General features: G+C 49.4%; 23 protein-coding genes. All 23 read right to left on the bottom strand.

Going from position 1 to position 24,259, the window contains the following annotated elements; translation table 11 throughout:
* Window position 1: 1 nt before the first annotated feature.
* The gene (locus Q9R25_RS02125; RefSeq protein ID WP_311282746.1) at window positions 2–1,084 is read right to left on the bottom strand and encodes a carbamoyl phosphate synthase small subunit; all 1,083 of its coding nucleotides are present in this window, start codon (window positions 1,082–1,084) and stop codon (window positions 2–4) included.
* Window positions 1,062–2,342, bottom strand: a complete 1,281-nt coding sequence (locus Q9R25_RS02120; protein ID WP_311282745.1) for a dihydroorotase — start codon at window positions 2,340–2,342, stop codon at window positions 1,062–1,064. The genes Q9R25_RS02125 and Q9R25_RS02120 overlap by 23 nt, the downstream gene beginning before the upstream one ends.
* Entirely contained in the window at window positions 2,339–3,244 is a 906-nt protein-coding gene (locus Q9R25_RS02115; protein ID WP_311283110.1) for an aspartate carbamoyltransferase catalytic subunit, read from the bottom strand. The genes Q9R25_RS02120 and Q9R25_RS02115 overlap by 4 nt, the downstream gene beginning before the upstream one ends.
* A 139-nt stretch (window positions 3,245–3,383) precedes the next feature.
* Window positions 3,384–4,688, bottom strand: a complete 1,305-nt coding sequence (locus Q9R25_RS02110) for a uracil-xanthine permease family protein (RefSeq protein WP_311282744.1) — start codon at window positions 4,686–4,688, stop codon at window positions 3,384–3,386.
* Window positions 4,689–4,736: 48 nt separating this feature from the next.
* Entirely contained in the window at window positions 4,737–5,315 is a 579-nt protein-coding gene (gene pyrR, locus Q9R25_RS02105) for a bifunctional pyr operon transcriptional regulator/uracil phosphoribosyltransferase PyrR (RefSeq protein ID WP_230872797.1), read from the bottom strand.
* A 154-nt stretch (window positions 5,316–5,469) separates the two neighbouring features.
* The gene (locus Q9R25_RS02100; protein ID WP_015881322.1) at window positions 5,470–6,381 is read right to left on the bottom strand and encodes an RluA family pseudouridine synthase; all 912 of its coding nucleotides are present in this window, start codon (window positions 6,379–6,381) and stop codon (window positions 5,470–5,472) included.
* Window positions 6,381–6,854, bottom strand: a complete 474-nt coding sequence (lspA, locus tag Q9R25_RS02095) for a signal peptidase II (RefSeq protein WP_214684520.1) — start codon at window positions 6,852–6,854, stop codon at window positions 6,381–6,383. The genes Q9R25_RS02100 and lspA overlap by 1 nt, the downstream gene beginning before the upstream one ends.
* A 57-nt stretch (window positions 6,855–6,911) precedes the next feature.
* Window positions 6,912–9,638: an isoleucine--tRNA ligase gene (ileS, locus tag Q9R25_RS02090; protein ID WP_159562059.1), complete on the bottom strand. Its 2,727-nt coding sequence runs from the start codon at window positions 9,636–9,638 to the stop codon at window positions 6,912–6,914.
* Window positions 9,639–9,914: 276 nt separating this feature from the next.
* Entirely contained in the window at window positions 9,915–10,463 is a 549-nt protein-coding gene (locus Q9R25_RS02085; RefSeq protein WP_074037318.1) for a DivIVA domain-containing protein, read from the bottom strand.
* 18 nt (window positions 10,464–10,481) lie between these two features.
* Window positions 10,482–11,252 (bottom strand): YlmH family RNA-binding protein, encoded by a 771-nt coding sequence (locus Q9R25_RS02080; protein ID WP_078146656.1) that lies wholly within the window; start codon window positions 11,250–11,252, stop codon window positions 10,482–10,484.
* Between the two features lie 3 nt (window positions 11,253–11,255).
* Complete coding sequence (locus Q9R25_RS02075) at window positions 11,256–11,525, bottom strand: YggT family protein (protein WP_015881317.1); 270 nt, start codon at window positions 11,523–11,525, stop codon at window positions 11,256–11,258.
* 4 nt (window positions 11,526–11,529) lie between these two features.
* Complete coding sequence (locus tag Q9R25_RS02070) at window positions 11,530–12,000, bottom strand: cell division protein SepF (protein WP_078146655.1); 471 nt, start codon at window positions 11,998–12,000, stop codon at window positions 11,530–11,532.
* Window positions 12,001–12,023: 23 nt separating this feature from the next.
* A complete protein-coding gene (locus Q9R25_RS02065; protein ID WP_311282743.1) occupies window positions 12,024–12,677 on the bottom strand; it encodes a YggS family pyridoxal phosphate-dependent enzyme in 654 nt (217 codons plus the stop codon).
* The gene (gene pgeF / locus Q9R25_RS02060; protein ID WP_311282742.1) at window positions 12,674–13,435 is read right to left on the bottom strand and encodes a peptidoglycan editing factor PgeF; all 762 of its coding nucleotides are present in this window, start codon (window positions 13,433–13,435) and stop codon (window positions 12,674–12,676) included. Before pgeF ends, Q9R25_RS02065 begins: the two co-directional genes overlap by 4 nt.
* Window positions 13,436–13,486: 51 nt before the next feature.
* Complete coding sequence (ftsZ, locus tag Q9R25_RS02055) at window positions 13,487–14,629, bottom strand: cell division protein FtsZ (protein WP_015881313.1); 1,143 nt, start codon at window positions 14,627–14,629, stop codon at window positions 13,487–13,489.
* Between the two features lie 46 nt (window positions 14,630–14,675).
* A complete protein-coding gene (gene ftsA, locus Q9R25_RS02050) occupies window positions 14,676–15,962 on the bottom strand; it encodes a cell division protein FtsA (protein WP_214691084.1) in 1,287 nt (428 codons plus the stop codon).
* 227 nt (window positions 15,963–16,189) lie between these two features.
* Window positions 16,190–16,960 (bottom strand): cell division protein FtsQ/DivIB, encoded by a 771-nt coding sequence (locus Q9R25_RS02045; protein WP_159562055.1) that lies wholly within the window; start codon window positions 16,958–16,960, stop codon window positions 16,190–16,192.
* 14 nt (window positions 16,961–16,974) lie between these two features.
* Complete coding sequence (gene murG / locus Q9R25_RS02040; RefSeq protein ID WP_214691085.1) at window positions 16,975–18,051, bottom strand: undecaprenyldiphospho-muramoylpentapeptide beta-N-acetylglucosaminyltransferase; 1,077 nt, start codon at window positions 18,049–18,051, stop codon at window positions 16,975–16,977.
* Window positions 18,048–19,385, bottom strand: coding sequence for a UDP-N-acetylmuramoyl-L-alanine--D-glutamate ligase (gene murD, locus Q9R25_RS02035; protein WP_269318091.1), 1,338 nt, complete (start codon window positions 19,383–19,385; stop codon window positions 18,048–18,050). The genes murG and murD overlap by 4 nt, the downstream gene beginning before the upstream one ends.
* A gap of 13 nt (window positions 19,386–19,398) precedes the next feature.
* A complete protein-coding gene (mraY, locus tag Q9R25_RS02030; RefSeq protein ID WP_311282741.1) occupies window positions 19,399–20,358 on the bottom strand; it encodes a phospho-N-acetylmuramoyl-pentapeptide-transferase in 960 nt (319 codons plus the stop codon).
* Between the two features lie 21 nt (window positions 20,359–20,379).
* Complete coding sequence (locus Q9R25_RS02025; RefSeq protein ID WP_311282740.1) at window positions 20,380–21,684, bottom strand: UDP-N-acetylmuramoyl-tripeptide--D-alanyl-D-alanine ligase; 1,305 nt, start codon at window positions 21,682–21,684, stop codon at window positions 20,380–20,382.
* Window positions 21,685–21,741: 57 nt separating this feature from the next.
* Window positions 21,742–23,889, bottom strand: a complete 2,148-nt coding sequence (locus tag Q9R25_RS02020; protein WP_214691088.1) for a penicillin-binding protein — start codon at window positions 23,887–23,889, stop codon at window positions 21,742–21,744.
* The gene (ftsL, locus tag Q9R25_RS02015; protein ID WP_074037336.1) at window positions 23,889–24,251 is read right to left on the bottom strand and encodes a cell division protein FtsL; all 363 of its coding nucleotides are present in this window, start codon (window positions 24,249–24,251) and stop codon (window positions 23,889–23,891) included. The genes Q9R25_RS02020 and ftsL overlap by 1 nt, the downstream gene beginning before the upstream one ends.
* Window positions 24,252–24,259: the final 8 nt, after the last annotated feature.

Below are 24,259 nucleotides of genomic sequence, written 5' to 3'. Positions count from 1 at the left end.
GTCAAATTCCCACTTTCTGTTTGTTTTCTTGTACGAGTTGCATGAATCGGTCAAATAAGTCGTTGGCGTCGAACGGTCCCGGTGCTGCCTCCGGATGATACTGTACCGAGAAGGTCGGGTGATGGAGATGTCTTACCCCTTCGATCGTTCCGTCATTGACCGCACGGTGTGTGACGATGAGCGGTGTATCGAGCAGTGACGTTTCCTCAACCGCATATCCATGGTTTTGAGAGGTGATGGTCACGGCACCGGTCTCAAGCTCGAGCACCGGATGATTCGCGCCACGATGTCCGAACGGAAGCTTGAATGTGTTCGCACCGTTTGCGAGAGCAATCAGTTGGTGACCGAGACAAATCCCGAACATCGGTGTCGTCGGCATCAGTTGCTCGATGAGCGGCAGTGCCGTCGGAACGTCTTTAGGATCTCCTGGTCCATTTGACAACATGATGCCGTCCGGCTCATACCGTAATACGTCCTCTGCCGTCACATCGTGCGGGAAGACGATGACCTCACAATCTCGTTTCATCAACTCGCGCATGATTCCAAGCTTCGCCCCGAAGTCGATCAAAGCAATGCGAGGGCCAGCTCCCGTACTCACATATGTCCGCTTCGTCGATACGCGTGCGACTTGATCGTTCGGCGATTCTTCATCAAAGCGGACCCGTACCTCGTCCCACGTCAACTCTCCATCGATGAGGACACCGCGCATGACCCCTTTCGCTCGTAAATGACGTGTCAACATCCGTGTATCGATATCCGAAAGTCCCGGAATGCCGAAGCGGGTGAGTGTCGCATCGAGTGTCGCCGTTGAACGGAAGTTCGATGGCGTATCGCATGCTTCTTTCACGATTAACGCTTTTGCCATCGGAATCGTCGTTTCAAAATCCTCACGATTGACACCATAGTTCCCAATCAATGGGTTCGTCAGTACAATCATTTGGTCGCAGTATGATGGATCTGATAAGATTTCTTGGTATCCTGTCATACCTGTCTGGAAAACGACTTCTCCCATCGTATCAGCCGGTGCCCCGAATCCTTTACCGACAAAATTCATTCCATCCTCAAGCCATAATGTTCGTTTCATCAAATCGCCCCTTATATACAATTTCACCGCCGACCATCGTCATGACCGGCCATCCAACAAGCTTTTTCCCTGCGAACGGTGTATTCTTTCCTTTTGAGTAAAATGTCGTAGGATCGACCGTGCGAGACGTTTCCGTATCGATGAGAATCAGGTCCGCATCCACCCCAACTTTCAATTCTCCTCTCGATAAACCGAATACGTCACTCGGACGTTTCGTCATCCAGTCGAGCAACTGATGCTCCTCCATGACGCCCGTTTTTACAAACGTCGTGTACAGAAGTGGAAAGGCAGTCTCGAAGCCGGTAATTCCAAACGGAGCCCGCTCTATCCCTTGTGCTTTTTCTTCTACTGTATGGGGGGCATGGTCCGTTGCGATCATATCGATCGTCCCGTCAAACAATCCCTCAAGGAGGGCCTGTCGATCATCCTCGCTTCGGAGCGGTGGGTTCATCTTGAAGTTTGCATCGAGCCCAGGGATATCGTCCTCGCTCAAGACGAGATGATGCGGCGTCACTTCTGCGGTCACGTGGATGCCGGCTCGTTTCGCATCCCGAATGACACGAACCGATTGGCGGGATGAGACGTGACAGACATGATAATGACACCCTGTCTCTTCAGCAATCAAAACGTCGCGAGCGATATGGATGCTCTCCGCAAGGCTCGGAATTCCTTGAATGCCATGCGCCTCACTGAATTTGCCCTCGTGGACCGACCCGGCCTTTAACGTATTGTCCTCACAGTGGGCGACGACCGCTTTGTTCAATCGTTTCGCTTCACGCATGGCTTGTCGCATCATCGCCGCCGATTGGACACCGACACCATCATCCGTGAAGGCGAAGGCATCTGCGAGCGATTCCATGTCGACCTGTTCTTCCCCGAGCTGTCGTTTCGTGATGGCGGCGTAAGGTAACACACGTACGACCGCATCTTGTTCGATTTTTTGAAGGAGGACGTCCATTGTTTCGCGATTGTCAGGAACCGGTCTCGTGTTCGGCATCGAGCAGATAGTCGTAAATCCTCCTGCCGCTGCCGCCATCGTCCCCGTCTGAATCGTCTCTTTCGCCTCGCCCCCTGGTTCACGCAAGTGGACGTGGACATCGACGAGTCCTGGTGCGAGCAGATAGCCTGATGCATCGAGGACTTCTTGTCCCTCGGTCTCCCCTTTATAGTCGAGTGATTTTATCTTTCCGTCTTTCACTTGAATGGATGTCGTACGCTTCGTTCCCTTGTCATACCATGTCGCGTTTTGAAGTATCATTGTTGTCCTCCTAATGCTCGATTTAAGATGGTCATCCGGGCATACACCCCATTCTTCATTTGCGGGAAGATGCGTGACCGTTCATGCTCGATCAGACTTCCCGCAATCTCCACATCCCGATTGACCGGAGCCGGGTGCATGATGATGGCGCCTGCCTTCATTCGCTCAACGCGTTCGACCGTCAAACCGAACTGTGTGTGATACTCTTCTTTCGAGAAGACGTCTCCCATGATATGGCGCTCGTGTTGTACTCGGAGCAACATGATGACGTCACATTCGCCTATGATGTCATCGAGTTCTTTTCGCTCTAGCCCCATCGAATCGTCCCACCAAGAGGCAGGACTACAACCGACCACGTTTGCTCCGAGGCGCTTCAAGACGCTTGCGTTTGAGCGAGCGACCCGACTATGGACGAGGTCACCACAGATGGCGACGTTCAATCCTTGGAACGTTCCGAACTCTTCAAAGATGGTAACGAGGTCGAGCAACGATTGAGATGGATGTTCCCCGCTCCCGTCCCCTCCGTTCAACACCGGGATATTCAACTTTTCGATGAGTTCGTGATAATAGCCCGCTTCCGGATGTCGAATGACGAGTGCATCCACACCGATGGATTCGAGCGTTTTACACGTATCGTAGAGCGTCTCGCCTTTCGTGACCGATGACGTCGTCACATCGAACGGAATCTCCTGCATGTTCAAGTGGCGCTCGGCCATTTGAAACGAGTTTTTCGTACGTGTCGAGTTTTCAAAGAACAGGTTCGCTACGGTCTTCCCGTCAAACAGAGGAGGAAGATCTCCTTGCTTGTAGCGCAATGATTCTTCAATCATGCCCATGATCTCTTCAAGGGAAAGTGTGTCCAAACTGACGAAGTGTTTGACCGGTTTCACGTTTGTTTGCATCGTATTCAATGTTCGTCTCCTCCTTTTATTAGAGGCAAAGAGAAAAGGCGTCTCTTCACCGATGTGAAGGGACGCCTTTATCTGGGCAGGGTACACCCAAATAAACGAGCCTTCACTTTGCCGACCTCACGGGATCGAATTAAAAGTTACTTGCTTGTTTCGTTTCTTCAGTTGCGTTGACTTCGACTGCTGTGTCGTCTTCTTCATGCGGTAAGATGGCGTTCAACAAAATGCCGACGACCGTCGCGAGTGCCATGCCTTGTACCGGGAAGCTCCCGATTTGAACCATCGCACCTCCGAGTCCGATGACGAGGATGACCGACGAGATGATCAAGTTGCGTTTTTCTGCCAAGTCGACTTTGCTCTCCACCATCGTCCGTAATCCGTTCGAGGCGATGACACCGAACAAGAGGATCGAGATTCCACCTTTGACCGGGTTCGGGATGGTCGAGATGAATGCTTCGATATGACCGAGGAATCCGAAGCTGATGGCCATGAGTGCTGCGCCAGCGATGACGTAGACACTGTAGACTCGTGTGATGGCCATGACGCCGTTGTTCTCACCGTAAGTCGTACATGGTGGTCCACCGAGTGCAGAGGCGACGGCTTTTCCCACTCCGTCTCCGAGTAGCGTGCGATGGAGACCTGGATCTTTCATCGTTTCTCGTCCGATAATTTTTGACGTGACCATCTGATCTCCGATGTGCTCCGTCATCGTGACGAGTGCGACCGGAACGATGGCGAGAAGGGCACCGACTTGCCACATCGGCATGTAGTCGACGAACACCATCGTGAAGTCAGGAAGTTGGAACAGGCTGGCTTGTTGAATCGGCGAATAATCGATGATGCCGAATGCTGCTGCGACTGCGTATCCTCCCACGATTCCAAAGAGGATTGGGACCGCTCCCCAGACACCTTTCAGTTTCGTCATGGCAAGCATCGTGATTCCAAGTGTAAGCAGGGCAATCGTCATGAACGTCCCGTTATAGGCACCATCTTGATTCATCGACATGTCGATGGCGACCGGTGCGAGCGAGAGTCCGATGACCATGATGACCGGTCCAACGACGACCGGTGGGAGCAGTCGGAGCAACCAGTTGACGCCTGTCTTATAGATGATCAAGGAGACGACACCGTACACAGACCCGGCGACGATTCCGCCGAAGAGTGCGGCTTCGACACCCCATTGCTGGCTGACCGCTATGATCGGGGCGATGTAGGCAAAACTTGAACCTAAGTATGTTGGGACTTTGAAGCGGGTAATCGCTAAGAATGAGAGCGTGGCCACACCGGAAGCGACGAGGGCGACCGATGTATTTAATCCTGTCAAAATCGGGACTAAAATCGTCGCTCCGAACATGGCGAAGACGTGTTGAAGGCTGAATAATAGCCATTGTGGAAAGTGAGCTGGACGCTCGTGGATGTGTAGAACAGGTTGTTTCATATTGAATTCTCCTTCCTGGCCTCTCTGGACCACCTTAAAGGTATGAGTTTATTGCTGATGGATCGTGACTTCATCCGCCGTGTCGACTTCACTGAGTCTCACAACGACTTGCTCGGACTTGGACGTCGGAACGTTCTTTCCGATAAAATCTGGTCGAATCGGGAGTTCCCGATGGCCTCGGTCAATCAAGACAGCAAGTTGGATGTAATCCGGACGACCATGGTCGACAAGCGCGTCCATTGCGGCACGAACTGTACGACCTGTGTAAAGGACATCATCGACGAGGACGACGGTCTTTCCATTGATATCATGGGGTAGTTCCGTCGCTTTGACTTCAGGGTCTAACGACTTCTTCGATAGATCGTCGCGATACAAGGTGATGTCGAGATTGCCGAGTGCGACCGGCTTGCCTTCAATCTCCTCGATTCGGCGAGCGAGTCGGTCAGCGAGCGTCTCACCTCTCGTCTTGATTCCGACGAGGACGACGTCATCGATTCCTTTGTTTCGCTCGATAATTTCGTGTGCGATTCGGGTCAAAGCACGACGGATTGCTGACTCATCTAAAATGACTGATTGTTTCACGTGATTCCTCCTTCCAAGCTTCACTAAAAAAGAAGACTCCCTCATCCGGCTGGAAAGGGAGTCTTCATCAAAAACGGCATACGAATGCCGGGGTTGAATTGACGTACATGTGACCGCGGTCACAATCCTTTCACAGCCTCTCTGGACTGGGTTTAAAGGTGTTATGCTTCCTAGACTATAAATCGGAACGTGACAGAAGTCAACGAGTTTTCTCGATTTTATCTAATTTTGCGAGTTCCGCATTAAAGTCTTCTGGTAATGGTGCCTCAAACTCCATCCATTCTTTCGTACGTGGATGATGGAATCCGAGTGTTGCCGCATGGAGCGCTTGACCGCCCAAATCAATCGTGCGGCGTGGACCATATTTCGGGTCACCGGCGAGCGGATGACCGATATAACGCATATGAACGCGAATCTGATGCGTGCGTCCAGTCTCTAATTTACACTCCACGAGCGTGAAGTCTTTATAACGTTCGAGTAAACGGAAGTGCGTCACGGCTTCTTTTGCGTTCCGGTCCGTCACGGTCATTCGTTGACGATCATTCGTATCGCGACCAATCGGTGCTTCAATCGTTCCAAGTTCGTGGACGAGTTCGCCATGGACGAGCGCGATATACTCGCGTTTGATGGTCTTGTCCTTCAACTGGCTCGCCAGCGATTCATGGGCCAAGTCATTTTTGGCGACCATGAGAAGACCCGTCGTGTCCTTATCAATCCGATGGACGATTCCTGGACGTTTGACACCGTTGATACCCGAGAGGTCATCACAATGATAAAGTAGCGCATTGACGAGCGTCCCTGACGTGTGTCCAGCTGCAGGGTGAACGACCATCCCGCGTGCCTTGTTGACGACGATGACGTCCTCGTCTTCAAAGACGATCTCGAGCGGGATGTCTTCAGGCAATACTTCGAGTTCGACCGCTTCCGGCACGTTCACTTCCACTTCATCCCCCACTTGAAGCTTGTAGTTCGCTTTCACGGCACTACCGTTGACGAGGAGGGCTCCCGTCTTGATCCATTCCTGTACTTGAGAGCGTGACCATTCACCACGGTCACTGACCCACTTATCAATCCTTGCCTTTTCATCGGCGACAAAAGTATACGATTCCATTACGATTGTCCCCTTTCTTTGTGTAATTTTTCTTCAAATAAAATCCCGATGACCATCAAGATGACACCAAACGTGAGTGCCATATCAGCCACGTTAAAAATCGGGAAGTTGTATCCGAACGGATACGTATCGACAAAGTCGACGACTTCGCCACGGAACAAGCGATCAATAAAGTTACCGATGGCACCGGCCAACAGTAATCCGACACTATACCCGATGAGTTGATAGCCGTTCACCTCTTTGTGCAAGAAGTAAACGAGTCCGGCAACGACAAGTATGGTGATGATAAAGAAGAACGCCATCTGTCCTTCTAACATCCCCCAAGCCGCTCCTTTATTGCGGTAGGACGTCCAGTATAACAAGTTCGGGATGACTTCAATCGATTGACCAATTGTCATCGTTTGAACGACTACCCATTTTGTGAGTTGATCGATCAAAATCAAGATGAGCGCCAATCCATAATATCGTTTCATATGCGTCTCCTTTCAAGCCGTTAAGAAACCGGAGTGGGGACGCCACTCCGGTTCGTCTTAACCGATTACTGATGCACAGCGTGGGCAAAGCTCTGGATGCTCTTCGTTTTGTCCAAGCTCTGTCGAGTATGTCCAACAACGTGCACAAGCGGCTCCATCCGCTTTCATGACTGTGATTTTCGTCGTCGCATAATCGACGTCTGCCGTCTCAGCCCACTCCACTTGCGATACTTGAAGCAGTTGGCTGACATTGTCGATCGTGTTCAACAAGTCGGCAGTCTCTGCTTTTGGTGCGAGAATCAACTTCGCTTCGAGCGGTTTCCCGATCAACTTTTCTCCACGTGCGATTTCAATCGCTTTGAGGACGTCGTCGCGGAAGACGAGGAACTTCGACCACTTCTCGAGTAATGCCGTTTCGTCTCCTGTGAGCGCGCTCACTTCTTCTAAATCCGTCAAGAAGATGCTTGCTTCTGACTTTCCAGGCACTTCTTTCCATGCCTCATCGGCAGTGTGTGGAAGGATTGGAGCCAATAGTTTCGTCAAGAGGACGACGGCATCGTACATGACCGTCTGAACGGCACGACGACGGAGGTCGTCTTCACGTTCGATATATAGGATATCTTTTGTGAAGTCGAGGTAGAACGATGACAACTCGTTGACACAGAAGTTATGAACGAGGTGATACACGGCCATAAAGTCAAACTCATCATATGCTTTGACAACTTTTGTCTGCAATTGTTTGAGCTTCGTCGCCATGAAGCGGTCCGCTTCCGGCATATCGTCGAATGCGACACGCATCGATGGCTCGAACCCGTTCAAGTTCCCGAGTAAGAAGCGAATCGTGTTACGCATCTTCCGGTAAACTTCTGACACCTGTTTGAAGTTATCGTGTGACGCACGTACGTCCGACTGGTAATCGACGGATGCGACCCAAAGGCGTACGATCTCTGCGCCATACTGCTTCACAAGATCGTTCGGTGCAATCGTGTTACCGAGCGATTTCGACATTTTGCGTCCGTCCCCATCGAGGACGAATCCGTGACTCAAGACATTCCGGTACGGTGCTTTCCCAGTCGTCGCAACGGCCGTCGAGAGTGACGAGTTGAACCAACCACGATATTGGTCCGATCCTTCAAGGTAAAGGTCAGCCGGACGACGAAGGTTTTCGCGTTCTTCTAATACACCAGCGTGTGAAGAACCTGAATCGAACCAGACGTCCATGATGTCGAGCTCTTTACGGAATTCACCGTTCGGACTGTTCGGGTGAGTGAACCCTGCAGGGAGAAGGTCTTTCGCTTCACGCTCATACCAAACGTTTGAACCGTGCTCACGGAATAAGTTGGCGATGTGGTCGATTGTCTCGTTCGTGATGATTTCCGTTCCATCTTCCGCATAGAAGATTGGGATTGGAACTCCCCAGGCACGCTGACGGCTGATGACCCAATCTCCACGGTCACGGACCATGTTGTAGAGACGTGTCATTCCCCATTCAGGGACCCAGTTCACTTCCTCGATCTCACGGAGCATGTCTTCACGGAAATCTTTGATGGACGCGAACCATTGTGGTGTCGCACGGAAGATGACCGGCTTCTTCGTACGCCAGTCATGCGGGTACGAGTGTTTGATGAACTTCAAGTTGAGCAAGTAGCCGTTCTCTTCAAGCTTCATACCAATTTGTTTGTTCGCATCTTCGTAGAAGAGACCTTCGAAACCAGGCGCTTCGTCTGTCATATAGCCACGGTCATCCACCGGGCAAAGGACGTCTAATCCGTAAGCCTGTCCGACGCGATAGTCGTCTTCCCCGTGTCCAGGTGCTGTGTGTACGAGTCCAGTCGCATCCGCAGTGACGTGGTCGCCAAGGATGACGAGTGACGTCCGGTCATACAATGGATGTTGGGCCGTCATGTACTCGAAGTCACGTCCGTTCCAAGACCCACTCACTGTGTAATCCGTCCATCCGAGCGCTGCCGTCACTTCTTCAACGAGCGTTTCCGCGACGATATAGCCTTTTCCTTCATGTTCGATACGCGTGTAAGTCAACTCATCACTTACCGCGATTCCAAGGTTCGCCGGGATTGTCCAAGGCGTCGTCGTCCAGATGACGAAGTGATCGTCTGACGTCAACGTATCTTTACCGTCCACGACACGGAACGCCACGTAGATAGCCGGTGATTTTTTATCGTAATATTCAATCTCTGCTTCCGCGAGTGCCGACTCGGAAGATGGTGACCAGTAAACCGGTTTTTTCCCTTTGTAGATATAACCCTTCTCAGCCATCGACCCGAACAAACGAATCTGTGCCGCTTCGTATTCAGGAAGGAGCGTGATGTATGGGTTCTCAAAGTCTGCGAGAAGACCGAGACGTTTGAATTGTTCGCGTTGCGAGTTCACTTGCTCCATCGCATACTCTGCACACTTTTCACGGAATTCCGCGACTGTCATTTCCTTACGATTGACGCCTGCTTTTTGAAGGGCGTTCTCGATTGGAAGACCGTGCGTGTCCCATCCTGGAATCATTGGAGACTGATAGCCGTTCATCCCTTTGAAACGAACGATGATGTCTTTCAATACTTTGTTCATCGCGTGTCCCATGTGGATGTCACCGTTCGCATATGGAGGTCCATCATGTAAGATATATTGTGGTTTCCCAGCATTTTTTTCTTGTACCTTGTTGTAAAGGTCCATATCTTCCCATTCTGTTTGCATCGCTGGCTCGCGCTTTGGTAAATTCCCACGCATCGCGAATTCTGTGTTTGGCATTAATAGCGTGTCTTTGTAGTTCATCGAAACTCCTCCATCAACATTTTTTAGAAAACAAAAAAAACCAACCCATCCCTGATAGGGACGAGTTGGTTGACTCGCGGTACCACCCTACTAGTCTCATCATCATGAGACCGCTCTCGGTAACCGATAACGAGGTCAGGCGGTCACGCTTACTTCAGTTCAGCGTGACGACTCATAGGGGATACCGATTCAAGTCTTTCTCCTAGGCTCTCACCGTCCCTAAGTCGCTTCGTAGGTATGACTCGATCGACGCGTCCTACTCAACGTGTTGATCATTTATCCGTGTTGTTCTTCATTACGTGTGACTTCGTCGTCATTATACGCAAGTTCTGTTCTATCGTCAAGAACCGTCTGCACAGGCGGTTCCCCGACAATCGTTTCCCATTCCGTACTGTTGAGAAGTTCCATTTGCGCATCGACGAGGACGCGGAAGCGTGTCCGATACAACTCTACTTTCTTGAGCATTTGAACGACTTCTCGTTCAGCAAGTTGCTCTTTGCGCGCCGCTTCCTCTTCACGAGCGAACGCTTCACGTTCCGCTTGTTTCAAGATGAGACTCGCTTCTTTTTGAGCATTGTTCTTCACTTCTTCCGCCGCTTCCTGCGCGACGATAATCGATTTGTTCAACGTATCTTCCATCGAGGAGAAGTAGTCAATGCGGGCTTGCATATCGTTGACAAGTTCTTCATACCGTCGATTCTCACGAATCAATAGTTCAAACTCTTTAATGATTTGATCTAAAAATTCATTGACCTCATCGATGTCGTACCCACGAAAACGGGAAGAGAATTCTTTATTATGAATATCAATCGGTGTCAACGCCATTCGACTTTCCTCCTAATTTCAACGTATGGTGCCATACTGGATTTTAATTTTTTCACGTTTGGTCGATCCGAGAATCTCCATCAATTTGATGCGACCATATCCACGGACGGATAGTAGATCATCCGGTTCAAGGATGAAGCTCGCGTCTTCAATGACTTTATGATTCACTTTACAGTCGCCATGTTTGACGAGCGCCTGCGCTTTTTGCCGAGAGATGTTAAGCACCTCGCTTGCGACCGTATCAAATCGTAAGGAAGAGACGATGCCGAACCCTTCGATCCATTCGGTCGCAGGGACGACAAGAACCTCGTCTTTTGGCACGGAAGAAATGCGAACTCTCGCTTTTCCGACACGTTCAAGATTCATTTCAATGAACCCGACCGCTTCACGCGTCGTCGCAAATTGTACAATCTCATCGTCAAGAACGACATCTCCGAACTTTTGACGTTTCAGTCCAGCGTTCAGCAATGTTCCTGTCACTTGTCGATGCGTCAAGTCCACGAATTTTGTTGGGTACTCGATTCGACGGATCTCAATCTCAAAATCATCTGGATTGAGTTCATAGTAATCCGGCGCTAAAATCAGACGACGTCTTTCCGCGCCTTCAAATCCGCCATCATCATGAATGACAAGTTGTTTACCGACGAGTTGTTTGACGATTTGCTGTTCACGTGGGTCTAGAAAATCCGTCAATTTCAACACATAGCTATTCTCCACTTGTTGTACCCAGTCGAGCACTTGTTCAACGAACGCGCGTTCACTTGGTCGATAATGGTCATAGACGCTCATACGTCACCCAAAGATCGCAGCGATGCCGGCTTGGGCCATACGAAGCACGAACAGCGCAACGATTGGGGAGATATCAAGCATGCCACCAATCGGTGGGATGATCCGGCGAAACGGCGCCAAGAACGGTTCACACAAAAACGATAAGATTTGACCAAATTTAGATTCGCGTGCGTTCGGGAACCATGATAATAAAATATAGCCGATGAGGACCCAACTATAGATACCAAGTAGATCGCTCAACGTGTTGCCTAAGGCAGGGATTACGTTTTCCATTCAGTTACCACCCTTTACTGTGAAGTTCATCCTCCGATATCAAGTTTGAGATTGAACCAGTCAATTCGACGTTGTTCGGAGTACACAGAATCGTGTTATGTCCAATCGAAGTCATCGATCCCTCAAGGGCGTATACGACACCTGAGAGGAAGTTGACGACTTGACGCGATTGCTCTTTTGACATGCGCTGAAGGTTGACGATGACAGCACGGTTTTCTTTCAAATGATCGCTAATGTCTTGCGCCTCAGCGAACACACGCGGCTCAGCCAATACGACTTTTGAACGGTCTTTCTTTTTCGTATTTAATGCCACGAGATTATTCGCTGATTTTGGACGATCATCCTGTCTGACGACAGATGTTTCGGTTGTAGAAGGAGCTGCTGCATTTGCCACAGTATACTCTTCTTCTTCATATGTGCTGTTCGGATCTTCTTCGAGTCCAAAGAAATCTTTCATTTTGTTTTTGATTGACATAACGGATTCCTCCTTAAGATATATTATTGCACAAGTACGGTACCAATACGAACAAACGATGCGCCTTCTTCAATCGCGATTGGATAATCGTTTGACATCCCCATCGACAGCTCCGTGCATGGTGCGTGTTCAAACGCATTTGCCTTCACTTCATCACGTAGATGACGGAGACGGCGGAACGTTTCACGAAGTGTTGACTCTTCTTCAGTGAATGGTGCCATCGTCATCAGCCCGATGATTCGAATATGAGGATACTGTTTACAGTTCTCGATGAAGGGCACGACTTCCTCTATTTCGAGACCATGTTTTGAATCTTCTCCTGACGTGTTCACTTGAACGAAACAATCGATTGTTCGGCTCGCGCGCTTGTCAATCTCCGATGCAAGAGACAAGCGGTCGAGCGAATGAATTGCCGCGACGTAATCAATGATTTGTCTCACTTTGCGTGTCTGTAACGTACCGATAAAATGAAATCTTGCATCCTTCGGCAGCCCTTCAACCTTCTCGAGTAAAGAATCTGGACGGTTTTCTCCGAAATCACGAATCCCTTCTTCATAAAGGGCATTCGCCACATCGACACCGACCGATTTCGTGACTGCGATGAGTGTCGGTTCTACTTCTTGAACATGTGATGCCATGATGGATTGAACTTTTTTAACATTATCTGAAATACTCACGATTTCCGCTCCTTGACAATGACTGCCGCAAACCGACGTTTCGTCTCTCCATCTCGATAGGAGAAAAACGGGCTGTCCGCGCCAGTCGTTAAATTCGATTGCATGACCTCAGTGTCATGTTCTTTTGCCAATACTTCATTGACGGTTTGGAGGGACAAGAGCGCGTGCTCACCCGACTCGTTTCGCACTGACCGTTCATATGCAATCGGCGAAACATCCCGGACGGCCTGGAGAACACGACCATCGACCTCATAGTCACTTCCTGAGATGGAGGGACCGACGAGCATGTCTACATCGGTCGCCTCGATTCCTTGCTCAGCAAACGCCTGCATCATGGTCTTAACGATGTTTCCGACCGTTCCCTTCCACCCGGCATGAGCGATGCCGATGACTCCATGATCTTTCGCACAGAAGAAGAGCGGTACACAATCAGCAAAGACGAGGACTAACGGTAACGCGTCTTCGGTTGTGAGAAGCCCATCTGTTTTCGGAATCGCCTCTTCATATCGGAATGCCCCCTTACCTTTGTCCGACGAATCGACGACTTGGATAGTCGTACCATGTACTTGATCCGCCCACACGGAGTCCTCTAACGAGAGCCCGGCTTGTTGAAAGAACTGTTGACGATTTTCGACGACTCGGTCAATTTCATCGCCCACATGTAATCCGACGTTTCCAGCATTATGTCCGTCCGTTCGTGTCGTCGCGTAAGCATGATAACGGTTTGTTTCGGTTTCCCAAGTATGTAGCAGTTGCATCGGTCTCTCCTTTTAGAAAAAGGGATGCCGAGTACCGGCACCCCTAGTTGTTTAGTTACGGCGTTGTCTCACAAACGCAGGGATGTTGATCGTCTCGTCTGGGACGTCTCCTCCATACACTGGGCGATGGAAGTTCCCTTCGTCTTGTTGAGCCGCTTCATTTGCTTTTGGTTGGGGTTCCTTGTTCTCAACCTCAGGCTGTTTTTTCGGCTGCTGAAGGAACGGGTTCGTTCCTTGTGCTTCTTCAGCGAATTCAGTTGCGATCACGGTAACGATGATTTCATCGTTCAAGTTTTCGTTGATGACCGAACCGAAAATCAAGTTCACTTCTTCATCAGCCGCACTTTGAACGATTTGAGCCGCCTCCGTCACTTCAAACAAGCTAAGGCTAAGTCCACCAGTGATGTTCATCAAGACACCTTTCGCTCCTTCGATTGAAGATTCGAGAAGTGGTGACGAAATTGCTTTCTTCGCTGCTTCAACGGCACGGTTTTCACCTGTCGCGACACCGACACCCATAAGGGCAGACCCTTTCTCCGTCATGATCGTTTTCACGTCCGCGAAGTCGAGGTTAATGAGACCCGGGATGGCGATCAAGTCTGTGATTCCCTGTACACCTTGACGAAGGACGTTATCCGCTTCACGGAACGCTTCGATCATCGGTGTGTTGCGTTCCACGATTTCAAGAAGCTTATCGTTCGGAATCACAATGAGGGTATCTACTTTTTCTTTGAACGCTTGAATACCGTGCTGTGCGTGTTGCATACGTTTCCGTCCTTCAAACATGAACGGTTTTGTCACGACACCGACCGTGAGTGCGCCGATTTCTTTTGAAATCTCGGCGATGACCGGAGCAGCACCTGTTCCCGTTCCGCCACCCATTCCAGCTGTGACGAATACCATATCTGCACCGTCAAGTGCTTCAATCAACTGTTCACGGCTTTCTTCAGCCGCCTTTTTACCGATATCCGGGTTCGCACCTGCACCGAGACCGCGTGTCAATTTTGCACCAAGTTGAAGCTTCACGTCGGCTTTCGACATGTTCAACGCTTGTGCATCCGTGTTGACTGCGATGAACTCGACTCCTTGTACCCCATGTTCAATCATGCGGTTAACGGCGTTTGACCCGCCGCCACCGACTCCAATTACTTTAATTTTTGCTACGGCGTCAATCGCCTCATCAAAGTACATCATTCAGGTATCCCCCTACGTATTTTCCAAGTTGTATTACATCGTCAGCTTAAACGCCAAATAATTTTTCCATCAAACGACTAAATCCTTTTTTCGACTCTTGATCGCTCTCGTATTCGTTCTCTCCTACATGAATATCGGTCGCTTCCGGCTTCGTGTGAAGTGTTTCCTGGCGAACTTCCGGTTTTTCAAGTTGAGATTTCGAAACGTGATGATCACTCATCAAGACATATTTCAATACACCGACGGCTGTCGCGTATTTTGGATGTCTGACACCAATCGACGACGGTTGATACAATCTCGTCTTTTGGCCCATAATGCGAGTCGCCAACTCCTGAATACCCGGTAGAGCAGCTGCCCCACCGCAAAGTAAGTATCCGCCATTCAGCATCGGAACACCTACTTTTTGAACCTTATTCAACATTAGGGTAAACATTTCCTCTATTCTCGCTTCTAAAACGTAGCTAATTTCTGACTGTGGTTCGAACGCCACTTCCCCATTGATGTTCGTGTAGGAGAAACCTTCTGTCTCATCAGCCATTTCTTCAAGAGCGAGACCATATTCTTCTTTCGCCACTTTGGCGTCTTGATATTTACAATTGAGTTTATAGACCAAGTCTCTTGTCATATGATCTCCACCGACCGGGAGGATATACGAGTAGACGAGATCTCCCCGATAAAATACGGAAACCGTCGTCTTTTCATGTCCGACATCGACGAGCCCGATTCCTAAATCGATTTCATCTACAGAAGCTGCACTCATGCCGAGTGCAAGGTTTCCTAGAATAAAACCTTCGAGTTGTAATCCAGCCCGTTCAATCGAACGACGAATACTATGTAAAATGGTCTTCGACCCGGTCACCATTTTCCCATGCATCTCAAGTCGATAGCCTAACATACCCCGTGGATCGACAACACCTGTTTGTTGATCAACCGTGAATGAAGATGGGATCACATCGATGACACTCATCTCGTCCGGTAATCGCATTACTTGTGCCGAGTTGATGACTTCCATCACGTCTGCGTCGGTAATTTCTTGATCTTCCCGCTTCACGGATGCAATTCCGTGACATGGGGCAATTTGGATATGCTCCCCTTCGATGGCAACGTATACAGATCGAATTTGATCACCTAGCGATGTCTCAGCATGCTCAACGGCCTGTTTGATCGCTTGGACTGTTTTATCGATGTCTACGACAGCGCCACGTTTTACACCCGCAGACGGTGCACACCCTTCTGCCAAAATATTAAGCGTTCCGCCGAGCAATTCACCGACGACGAGCTTAATCTCTGACGTTCCAATATCTAATGCGGCCACATAACCATTCGCTTCCAAAAGGGAAACACCTCCGCTCTATAATTTTCCTGTTCCAATTGCCTGACACGTATACAGATATCCAAAAAAATTGTTGGTTTCGACAAGATATCTCATGTCTAAGTTTACAACAAATAAGATAGTGAGAAAAGGTAGAATCCTACAATTTAAGCGGTTTCGCGTTATCAATTCGTTTACAAACGACAAAAAAACAGCCCTTATGTGTCTAAGGACTGTAATATAACTGATTATTCATTCGTTTTCTCGTATGGAACAAAGTAAAACCCACCATCCATGACGACGGTCCCACGCTCACCTTTCGGGATGTTTTCATAAATTTCTCCATACTTCGATACGGTCTCACTTAACTTCAATGTAGGTGTGAGTAACGTATTGCCGTCGTTCATAAAAATCTCGTATCGCGTCGGCTCATCTTTTCGTTTTGATAAAATCACTTCTGACATACGAGCCCGAGTCGCATCATCCACCCGTTCGAGTTCACTTGCAATCTTTTCAAGTTCTGCTTCCGTGTTGAACTCTCGCAAGAGCGGTCCGTCCTTTAGCTTTTGCGGATCGGTGATGGCTCCGGTCGGATGGAGTGAACCGTCGGCTAACACGACGACATCTCCTTTTTCGGCTTTCGCATAAGCAATCATTTTCTCTTCTGTCACAGAGATATGAACCTTGTTATACCAAGAACGATCGATCTCTACCCGTTTGATACCAGGCAACTTTTCCATCTGTTCACTCATCTTGTTTGGGGAAAGACTGACAAACTTCGTCGATGAATCGAGCTCCATATCCTGAAACACGTACGTTTCTTCTAACCAGTATAGACCCGATACCTTCACTTCTTTCACGTTCGACATCGAAGTCTGCATGTAGACCACGAGTAAGATGAGAATTCCAAACAGTGAGAGTACAGAGAACATCCGACGGTTCGCTTTTTTACGCCGTTGTTTTTTCATGTATGGAATACGGTCTTCGAGACTGCGTACCGTTTGTTGGCTTGGTTCCATCGGGTTCTACTCCTTTATTGAATGACTTCTTCTACCAGGTCGGCCAATGCATCTGACGCGTTCGGGAAACCGAGCGCACGCGATGCGTTCGCCATCTCTTCACGCTGTTCGAGCGCTTGACGAATCGTCTCAACGAGCGAAACACCCGTCAACGCTTCTTCTTTGACAAGGAGGGCCGCCCCGTTCTCGACGAGGGCCGAAGCATTTTTCGTTTGATGGTCAGCTGTCACGTACGGACTTGGGACCAAAATGCTCGGTAAGCCAAGTGCGGTCAATTCTGAAATCGTTGAAGCGCCAGCTCGTGAGATGACGAGTGACGTACAAGCGAGTAGAGATGGCATATCGTACACGTACGGATGAATGTGTACATTGTCAGAGGATGGTGCCTGTTTCGACACCGCATCGAAATGCACTTTCCCTGTGACGTAAAGGACGTTGATCGGCAATTCTGAGAGCGCTGGGATTGCTTCCACGACCGCTCGGTTGATGGCCTCGGCTCCGCGGCTTCCACCATAAACCAAGACAATCGGACGGTCATCTAAACGATACTGTTCGCGGATAGACGCCTCATCGACTTCCGTCTGCAATACTTCGCTACCACGCGGGTTTCCAATCAAGCGAACGTTCGCGCCCGGAAAATGGACATCCGATCCTTTGAACGAGAGGGCGACCCGATCGGCTTTCTTCGATAAGAATTTGTTTGTTAATCCCGGGATACTGTTTTGTTCATGCAGAATCGTGGGAATCCCAAGCTGTTGTGCCGTATAAACGACGGGACCGGATACGAAACCACCCGTGCCAATCACGACGTCCGGCTTAAACGCCGCCATGTCTTTCTTCAATGCCCGAACGGCTTTCAAAAACCAGTAGGCGGTCTTCAGATTCTCGAGTGAAAGCGAACGCTTCAGACCTGCGATTTGAATCGACTTGAACGGGACACCGGCTCGCGGTACGAGATCGGCTTCTAATCCATTCTCCGTTCCAATGTATTGTACCTGTAAATCCGGGTGACGTTTTTGTAGCGTTTCAATCAATGCGAGTGCCGGATAAATATGACCACCGGTACCACCACCAGAAATCATGATTTTCATCGGTTCGCCTCCTCATATGAACGGACGAGTTGAACGAACTGCTCGCCTCGTTCTTCAAACGTTTTAAATTGATCCCAGCTAGCACAGGCGGGTGAGAGTAAGATGACGTCTCCCGTCTCGGATTTCTCAAACGCGAGCGGAACGGCGTCTGCCAACGTCTCGACCGTGAATGATGGAATCTGTTGGGACTCGCCGAGCTCTTTAAATCGTTCAGCCGTCTCACCATACGCGACGACAGTTTTTACTTTTGAGAGAGCAGAGGCGAGCGAAGATAAGTCCGCACCGCGTTCGAGACCACCACAAAGCCAAACGATTGGGGCGTCAAACCCCCGTAACGCCGCTTCCGCTGCTACGTTGTTCGTCGCTTTCGAATCATTGTAAACAGCACGTCCAAGCACATCACCGAGACTCTCGGTCCGATGCGCAACGCCACCGAAGTTTCGTAACACACGTTCGATATGCGTACGTGGAATAGCAAATGGTTCCACTAAGAGTAGTGCAGCCAATACATTTTCCACGTTGTGCGCCCCACCTAGTGCCAACTCATTTACTTGCATGATTTTTTCACCACGAACTGTGACCCATCCATCGACGACAGAAGCATCACCACGGTCAAAGCTGAACGTAGTTGGTTCAATCTCTCCCGGGACGCGTTTCATCACTTCCGGATCCGTCACTTTCACGACGATTTGGTCTGCATTCGTCATTTGACGGAACAGGTTTCCTTTTGCATCCGCATACGCATCAAAATCCCCATGATAGTCCAGATGGGCTTCCGATAGATTGAGTAGTGCCGCCGAGCGGGGATGGAATGACTCAATCCCCATCAATTGAAAACTCGACAATTCAATCACAATCAAATCGCCCATCTTCGCCTGAGATGCCACTTCAATCGCCGGGAATCCGATGTTTCCCGCAAGATGCACCGGACGTTCCCCACCTTTGAGCAATTCATAGACGAGTGTCGTGGTCGTCGTTTTCCCATTTGAGCCGGTGATGGCAACAAATTCCGCCTCCGTTGCCAAATAAGCAAGTTCCACTTCGGTATAGATTGGGATGTTTCGAGACATCGCTTCTTGAAGCAATGGAATCTGATACGGGATGCCTGGATTTTTGACAATCAACTCTGTCTCATTCAACAGAGCGAGGGGATGTTCGTTAAATACCGATTGAATCCCAAGCGCCTGAATTTTTTCCTGTTCGTCTTCCGGAGGGATATTCCCCGTATTGATCGTCACATCTGCTCCTGCATGATGCAGATATGTCGCCGCTGCAATGCCGCTCTTCGCAGCACCGAGGACAAGAACTTTTTTACCGTGCCATTGCTTTTCCATCTGTCTCACCCTTTTACATGAGTAGTAATGATAAACCTGCTGTAATTAAACTGATGCCTCCGAACGTGAGTACGATGCGCCATTCTGACCACCCGACCATTTCGAAGTGGTGATGGATCGGACTCATCTTGAAGAGTCGTTTCCCCGTCGTTTTAAACGAGATGACTTGCAAGATGACGCTCAATGTCTCGATGACGAAAATGATTCCGACAAAGACGAGAAGCAATTCGAGCTTCAACATCAAAGCGAGTCCAGCGACGGCTCCGCCTAGTGCGAGCGAACCGGTGTCACCCATGAAGATTTTAGCCGGATACTTATTGAAGACTAGGAACCCGATCAAGGCACCGACGACCGCAAAAGCGAACCAAGCAATCCCAAGTTCATCTTGTGTAAGGGCATAAATCCCAAAGAATGTGAACGTCGGGATGGCCGAGAAGGAGACGAGTCCGTCTAATCCATCTGTCAAGTTGACGGCGTTTGAGAATCCGACGAGCCAGAAGATGACGATGGCGATATAGAACCATCCTGTATCGAACGAAATCGACGTGAATGGAATCGAGATCGATGTATCGAGGTCTCCCCCGAGTGACAAGAACCATGCAAACAATACCGATACCACGATTTGACCAATCAACTTCTGAAGGGACGTCAATCCGAGGTTTCGTTTGTTGACGACTTTGATGTAGTCATCTAAGAAACCGATGGCACCGAATGCCATCGTAACGAATAGAAGAGACCCGAATCCAGCGACCGCTTCGCCAAAAATGACGGATACGATGAATCCGACGAGGATGGCGAGCAGGATGACGATTCCGCCCATCGTCGGTGTACCCGACTTCTTCTGGTGCCAACCTGGACCTTCATCACGAATCTCTTGTCCGAACTTTAATTGACGCAATGCTGGGATGGCTCGCGGCATCACGATCAAGACACTTAATAATGAACTGATTAATACGATTAAACTAATTAACATGTTGCTACCTCACTACTCTATTTATTGAACAAGACGCTCAAGCGCCAGTCCTCGAGATGCCTTTAACAATACCACAGTATTCGGTCGTTGATAATGATGAAGGAGCGCCTTCGCTTCCTCAACCGTCGGGACCATTTTAACGTTCACTCGTGAATCTTGAATCCCATCCGCGATCCATTTTGCCTTGTCTCCGACGAGAATACAATCGGTCACGGGAGATGTCACCGCGCCACCGACTTGTTCGTGTTGCAGTTGTTCATCCATTCCTAACTCGTACATATCTCCAAGGACGAGCACACGCTTCGAGAATCCTTCAAGCGACTTGACTGTCTCAATCGCTGCAATCATCGACGTCGGACTTGCGTTGTAGGCATCGTTAATGAGGTGAGCTTCGCCGAACATCTGTTTTTCCATCCGCATCGATGTCAACTTGATTCGGTCTAGGCCACGTTGAATCATCGCATGATCGAGACCGAACGCAAGTCCACACGCGATTGCATAGGCTGCGTTTCGAATCTGATGGGCACCGAGCACCTTTAGTTCATACAAATCACCGTTGTATTTAAAGATTGATGCGTCAAATGTCGTTTCGATCACTTCAATTTTCCCATCCGCTGTTTCATCGTATCCGACACGATAGCCTTGACCGGAAAGAAGTGGCTCATCCGCATCGACGATCAAGCGACCGTCTGCTTTGAGACCGGTCTTGATCTCAAGTTTCGCCTTGGCGATACCTGTCCGTCCGCCGACTTGTTCACCGTGGGACTCCCCGATATTCGTCACAAACGCCACATCAGGCTTGGCGAGTTTTGACAGCGTCTCGATTTGACCGAATCCGTTCATTCCCATCTCTAGGACGGCTACTTCCGTATCCCGTGGCATTCTGAGAACGGTAAGTGGCAAGCCGACGTCCGAGTTGAAGTTACCGGCCGTCTTATGCGTCTTGAACTTCTCCTCGAGCACGACAGCGACCATGTCTTTTGTCGACGTCTTCCCATTCGAGCCTGTAATGGCGACGACGAGCGGATTGATTTCTTCTAAATATCGCGCCGCTGCCGTTTGCAAAGCCTCAATCGTTGATTTCACAGGGATGACAACCAGGTTTTCTGGTTGAGGACGACCTTCTTCCCAGAACGTGACAATCGCACCCTTTTCAACGGCCGCCTCGATGTAATCATGACCGTCGACTCGCGCCCCAACGATTGGGACGAAGAGACCCGCCTCGTTTGCATCTCTTGAATCTGTGGCGACCCGTTCGACGAGACGTTCGTCATTTAGATCCATGCCAAACCATGATGCCAATTTTTGAACTGTCAGTTGTTCCATACAAACTTCCTCCTCTTACATAGGAAAAGAGAGCCGCAGCCCTCTTCATCTCGTGCGTTAATTCGACGGGGTCTCCAATTTCACTTTCAAGGAGGCACCTGTTTTGACCGGTTTCCCTTTGCCAATCGATTGCGATGTGACAAATCCGGTACCGTCGATTTCTAAATTTAATTGATAAAGGGTCGCTAAACGTTTTACGTCACGCAACGACCAACCTTTTAATGTAGGCATCGTAAACGACTCGCTCGTTTTTAGCAACAATCGTTCACCGACGACATAAGATTGTCCTTTCACAGGACTCTGCGCAATCACTTCGTCTCCATCACCTAACACGATCGGATTGAAGGAATTCTCCGTCGATGCGTTCACTGCCTCTTCACGGTTTTGACCGATATACGAAGACGTTGTCTTCGTCGAGGCTTCGACTGCTTTTTCTTGTTTTTCAGGCTCGACACTCCGGTAACGTAATGCGACATCCATCACGTCTTTGAAAAGTGGCGCCATGATTCGTGGTCCGGTCGTAGACGAGTCACTGTTCGGTCTGTCCACCGCGATATACATGACAAGTTCCGGATCGTCTTCCGGAGCCATCCCGACGAACGAGTGAATATACTGTCCACTCAAATATTTTCCGTTCTCGGCGATTTGAGCGGTACCGGTTTTTCCGACGACACGATAGTTGTCTAACGCATACAGTTGCCCGGTTCCCACATCGCTATTGACGACACCGTCGAGCGCTTCACGTGTCTTTTTGGCTGTCTCCGCCGTGATCGGTTGACCGACTTCTTTCGGATTGGTCGTCCGAATGGTTTCGCCGGTCTCGCTGTTGACGATTTTCTTGATGAGGTGCGGTTGCTTCATCGTCCCATCCGTTGCGATGGCCGATGTCGCTTGCAAAATTTGCATCGGTGTCACCGCTGTCGATTGTCCCCATGCAGTAATCAAGACGTTCATCGGACTTTCGAAATCGAATTGACTATTGACCTCTCCAGGCAAATCGATTCCTGTCCGCTGATCAAACTTGAAAGCTTTAAAGTAATCTTCATATCGACTGAGACCAAGTCGTTCGTTCGCTAAAATCGAGAATGCGACGTTCGACGAATGCCAGACGCCTTCTACCATAGGAATGGTACCCCATCCCGTAATGTTGTAATCATTGAAGACCGTCTTGCCATATTTGTATGAACCGGATTCATACAGCTCATTCGGATTGTACACGCCTTCATTGATGGCTGCCGCGAGCGTAAAGATCTTCATCGTCGATCCAGGTTCGAATCGAGACGAAACAGAGAAGTTACTGTACGAAGAAATCTCGCGTGTGTTCGGATCAAACGATGGTCGGTCCGATAGTGCGATGATCTCTCCCGTTTTCGGGTCCATGATGATGGCCGTCGCATGTTTCGGCTCATACTCCTCATACAACTCATTCATCTTCGTTTCGAGCAACTGTTGGATTCTGTGGTCGATTGTCAATTGAACGTCCGCCCCGTCTTCCGGTTCAATCTTCAACTGCTCGTCACTCGATATGAGTTCACGACCTGCCAAATCTTTCTCAAATCGATACAGACCGTACGATTCACTTAAAATATCATTCAGAGACTTTTCAATCCCTAATTCACCGACGAGTTCGATACGACCGTTCTGGTCAATTTTTTGGGCATATCCGATTACCGAGGAAGCAAATACTTTGTTCGGGTAATAGCGCTTCGGTTCCTCGACAAACGTGATGCCGTTTAGGTCGAATGCTTCGATCTCTTCTTTTTGTTCTACGGTCAAGTCACGACCGGGAACACCGAACTCGATCTGTCCAAGGTCGGCATTTTGTTCAAGCCGTTTCAATAAATCGGCTTCTGTCATAGGCAGCACGGTCGACAATTGCTTCGCCGCTTCGGCGAACTCATCAGGCATAAGCGTCTTCCCTTTGACCCGCTCACCACCGAGTTTCAAAACGGCAACGAGCCGGTATGATGGAATGTTGATGGCAATCGGTTGACCGAAGCGATCATACACCTCGCCCCGTTCCGCTTCTAACGTACTGACCGCTTTCCACCGTTGCTCTTCCGCGAATGCGAGCATGTTCTCCCCTTTGTACGTATGGGTGACGGATAAATAAAGGAACCATCCGACAAAAAATAAAAAGAGCGGGGTGAAGCAGACAATCGCTACCCACGCCACTCTTTTTTTACTCTGTTTTAAAGAATTCATCAATCAATCACCTTGACATTCTTTTCATTGAATTTCATTCCGAGCTTCTCGGCAATCGCATAAATTCTTTCGGGCGAGCTTAATTGGGCGATTTCATACTTTAGTTCTTCGTTTTCTTTTGCAACCCCGTCGACCTGCTGATTGACGGTTGCTGTATCACGCATAATATTATACGCTTCATTGTGCTTCGACACCGTGATGCCACCGAACATGACCACTGAACCAATCATCACTGGATACAGGATCGATTCAAACAAGGTCAACGTGCGTCGTTTTGGAGCAGGTATTGGTCGTTCTTGCGGAATCGGATTTCGATTCGGTGTTACTTGAGGCTGCAACGCCTTACGGGCAGCTTCTGGCATCAGGTATC

Origin of the sequence: Exiguobacterium sp. BG5(2022) (genome assembly GCF_031844365.1) — a bacterium.
In the GTDB taxonomy this organism is placed as follows: Bacteria; Bacillota; Bacilli; order Exiguobacteriales; family Exiguobacteriaceae; genus Exiguobacterium; species Exiguobacterium profundum.
This window is presented reverse-complemented; position numbering and strand designations above follow the sequence as displayed.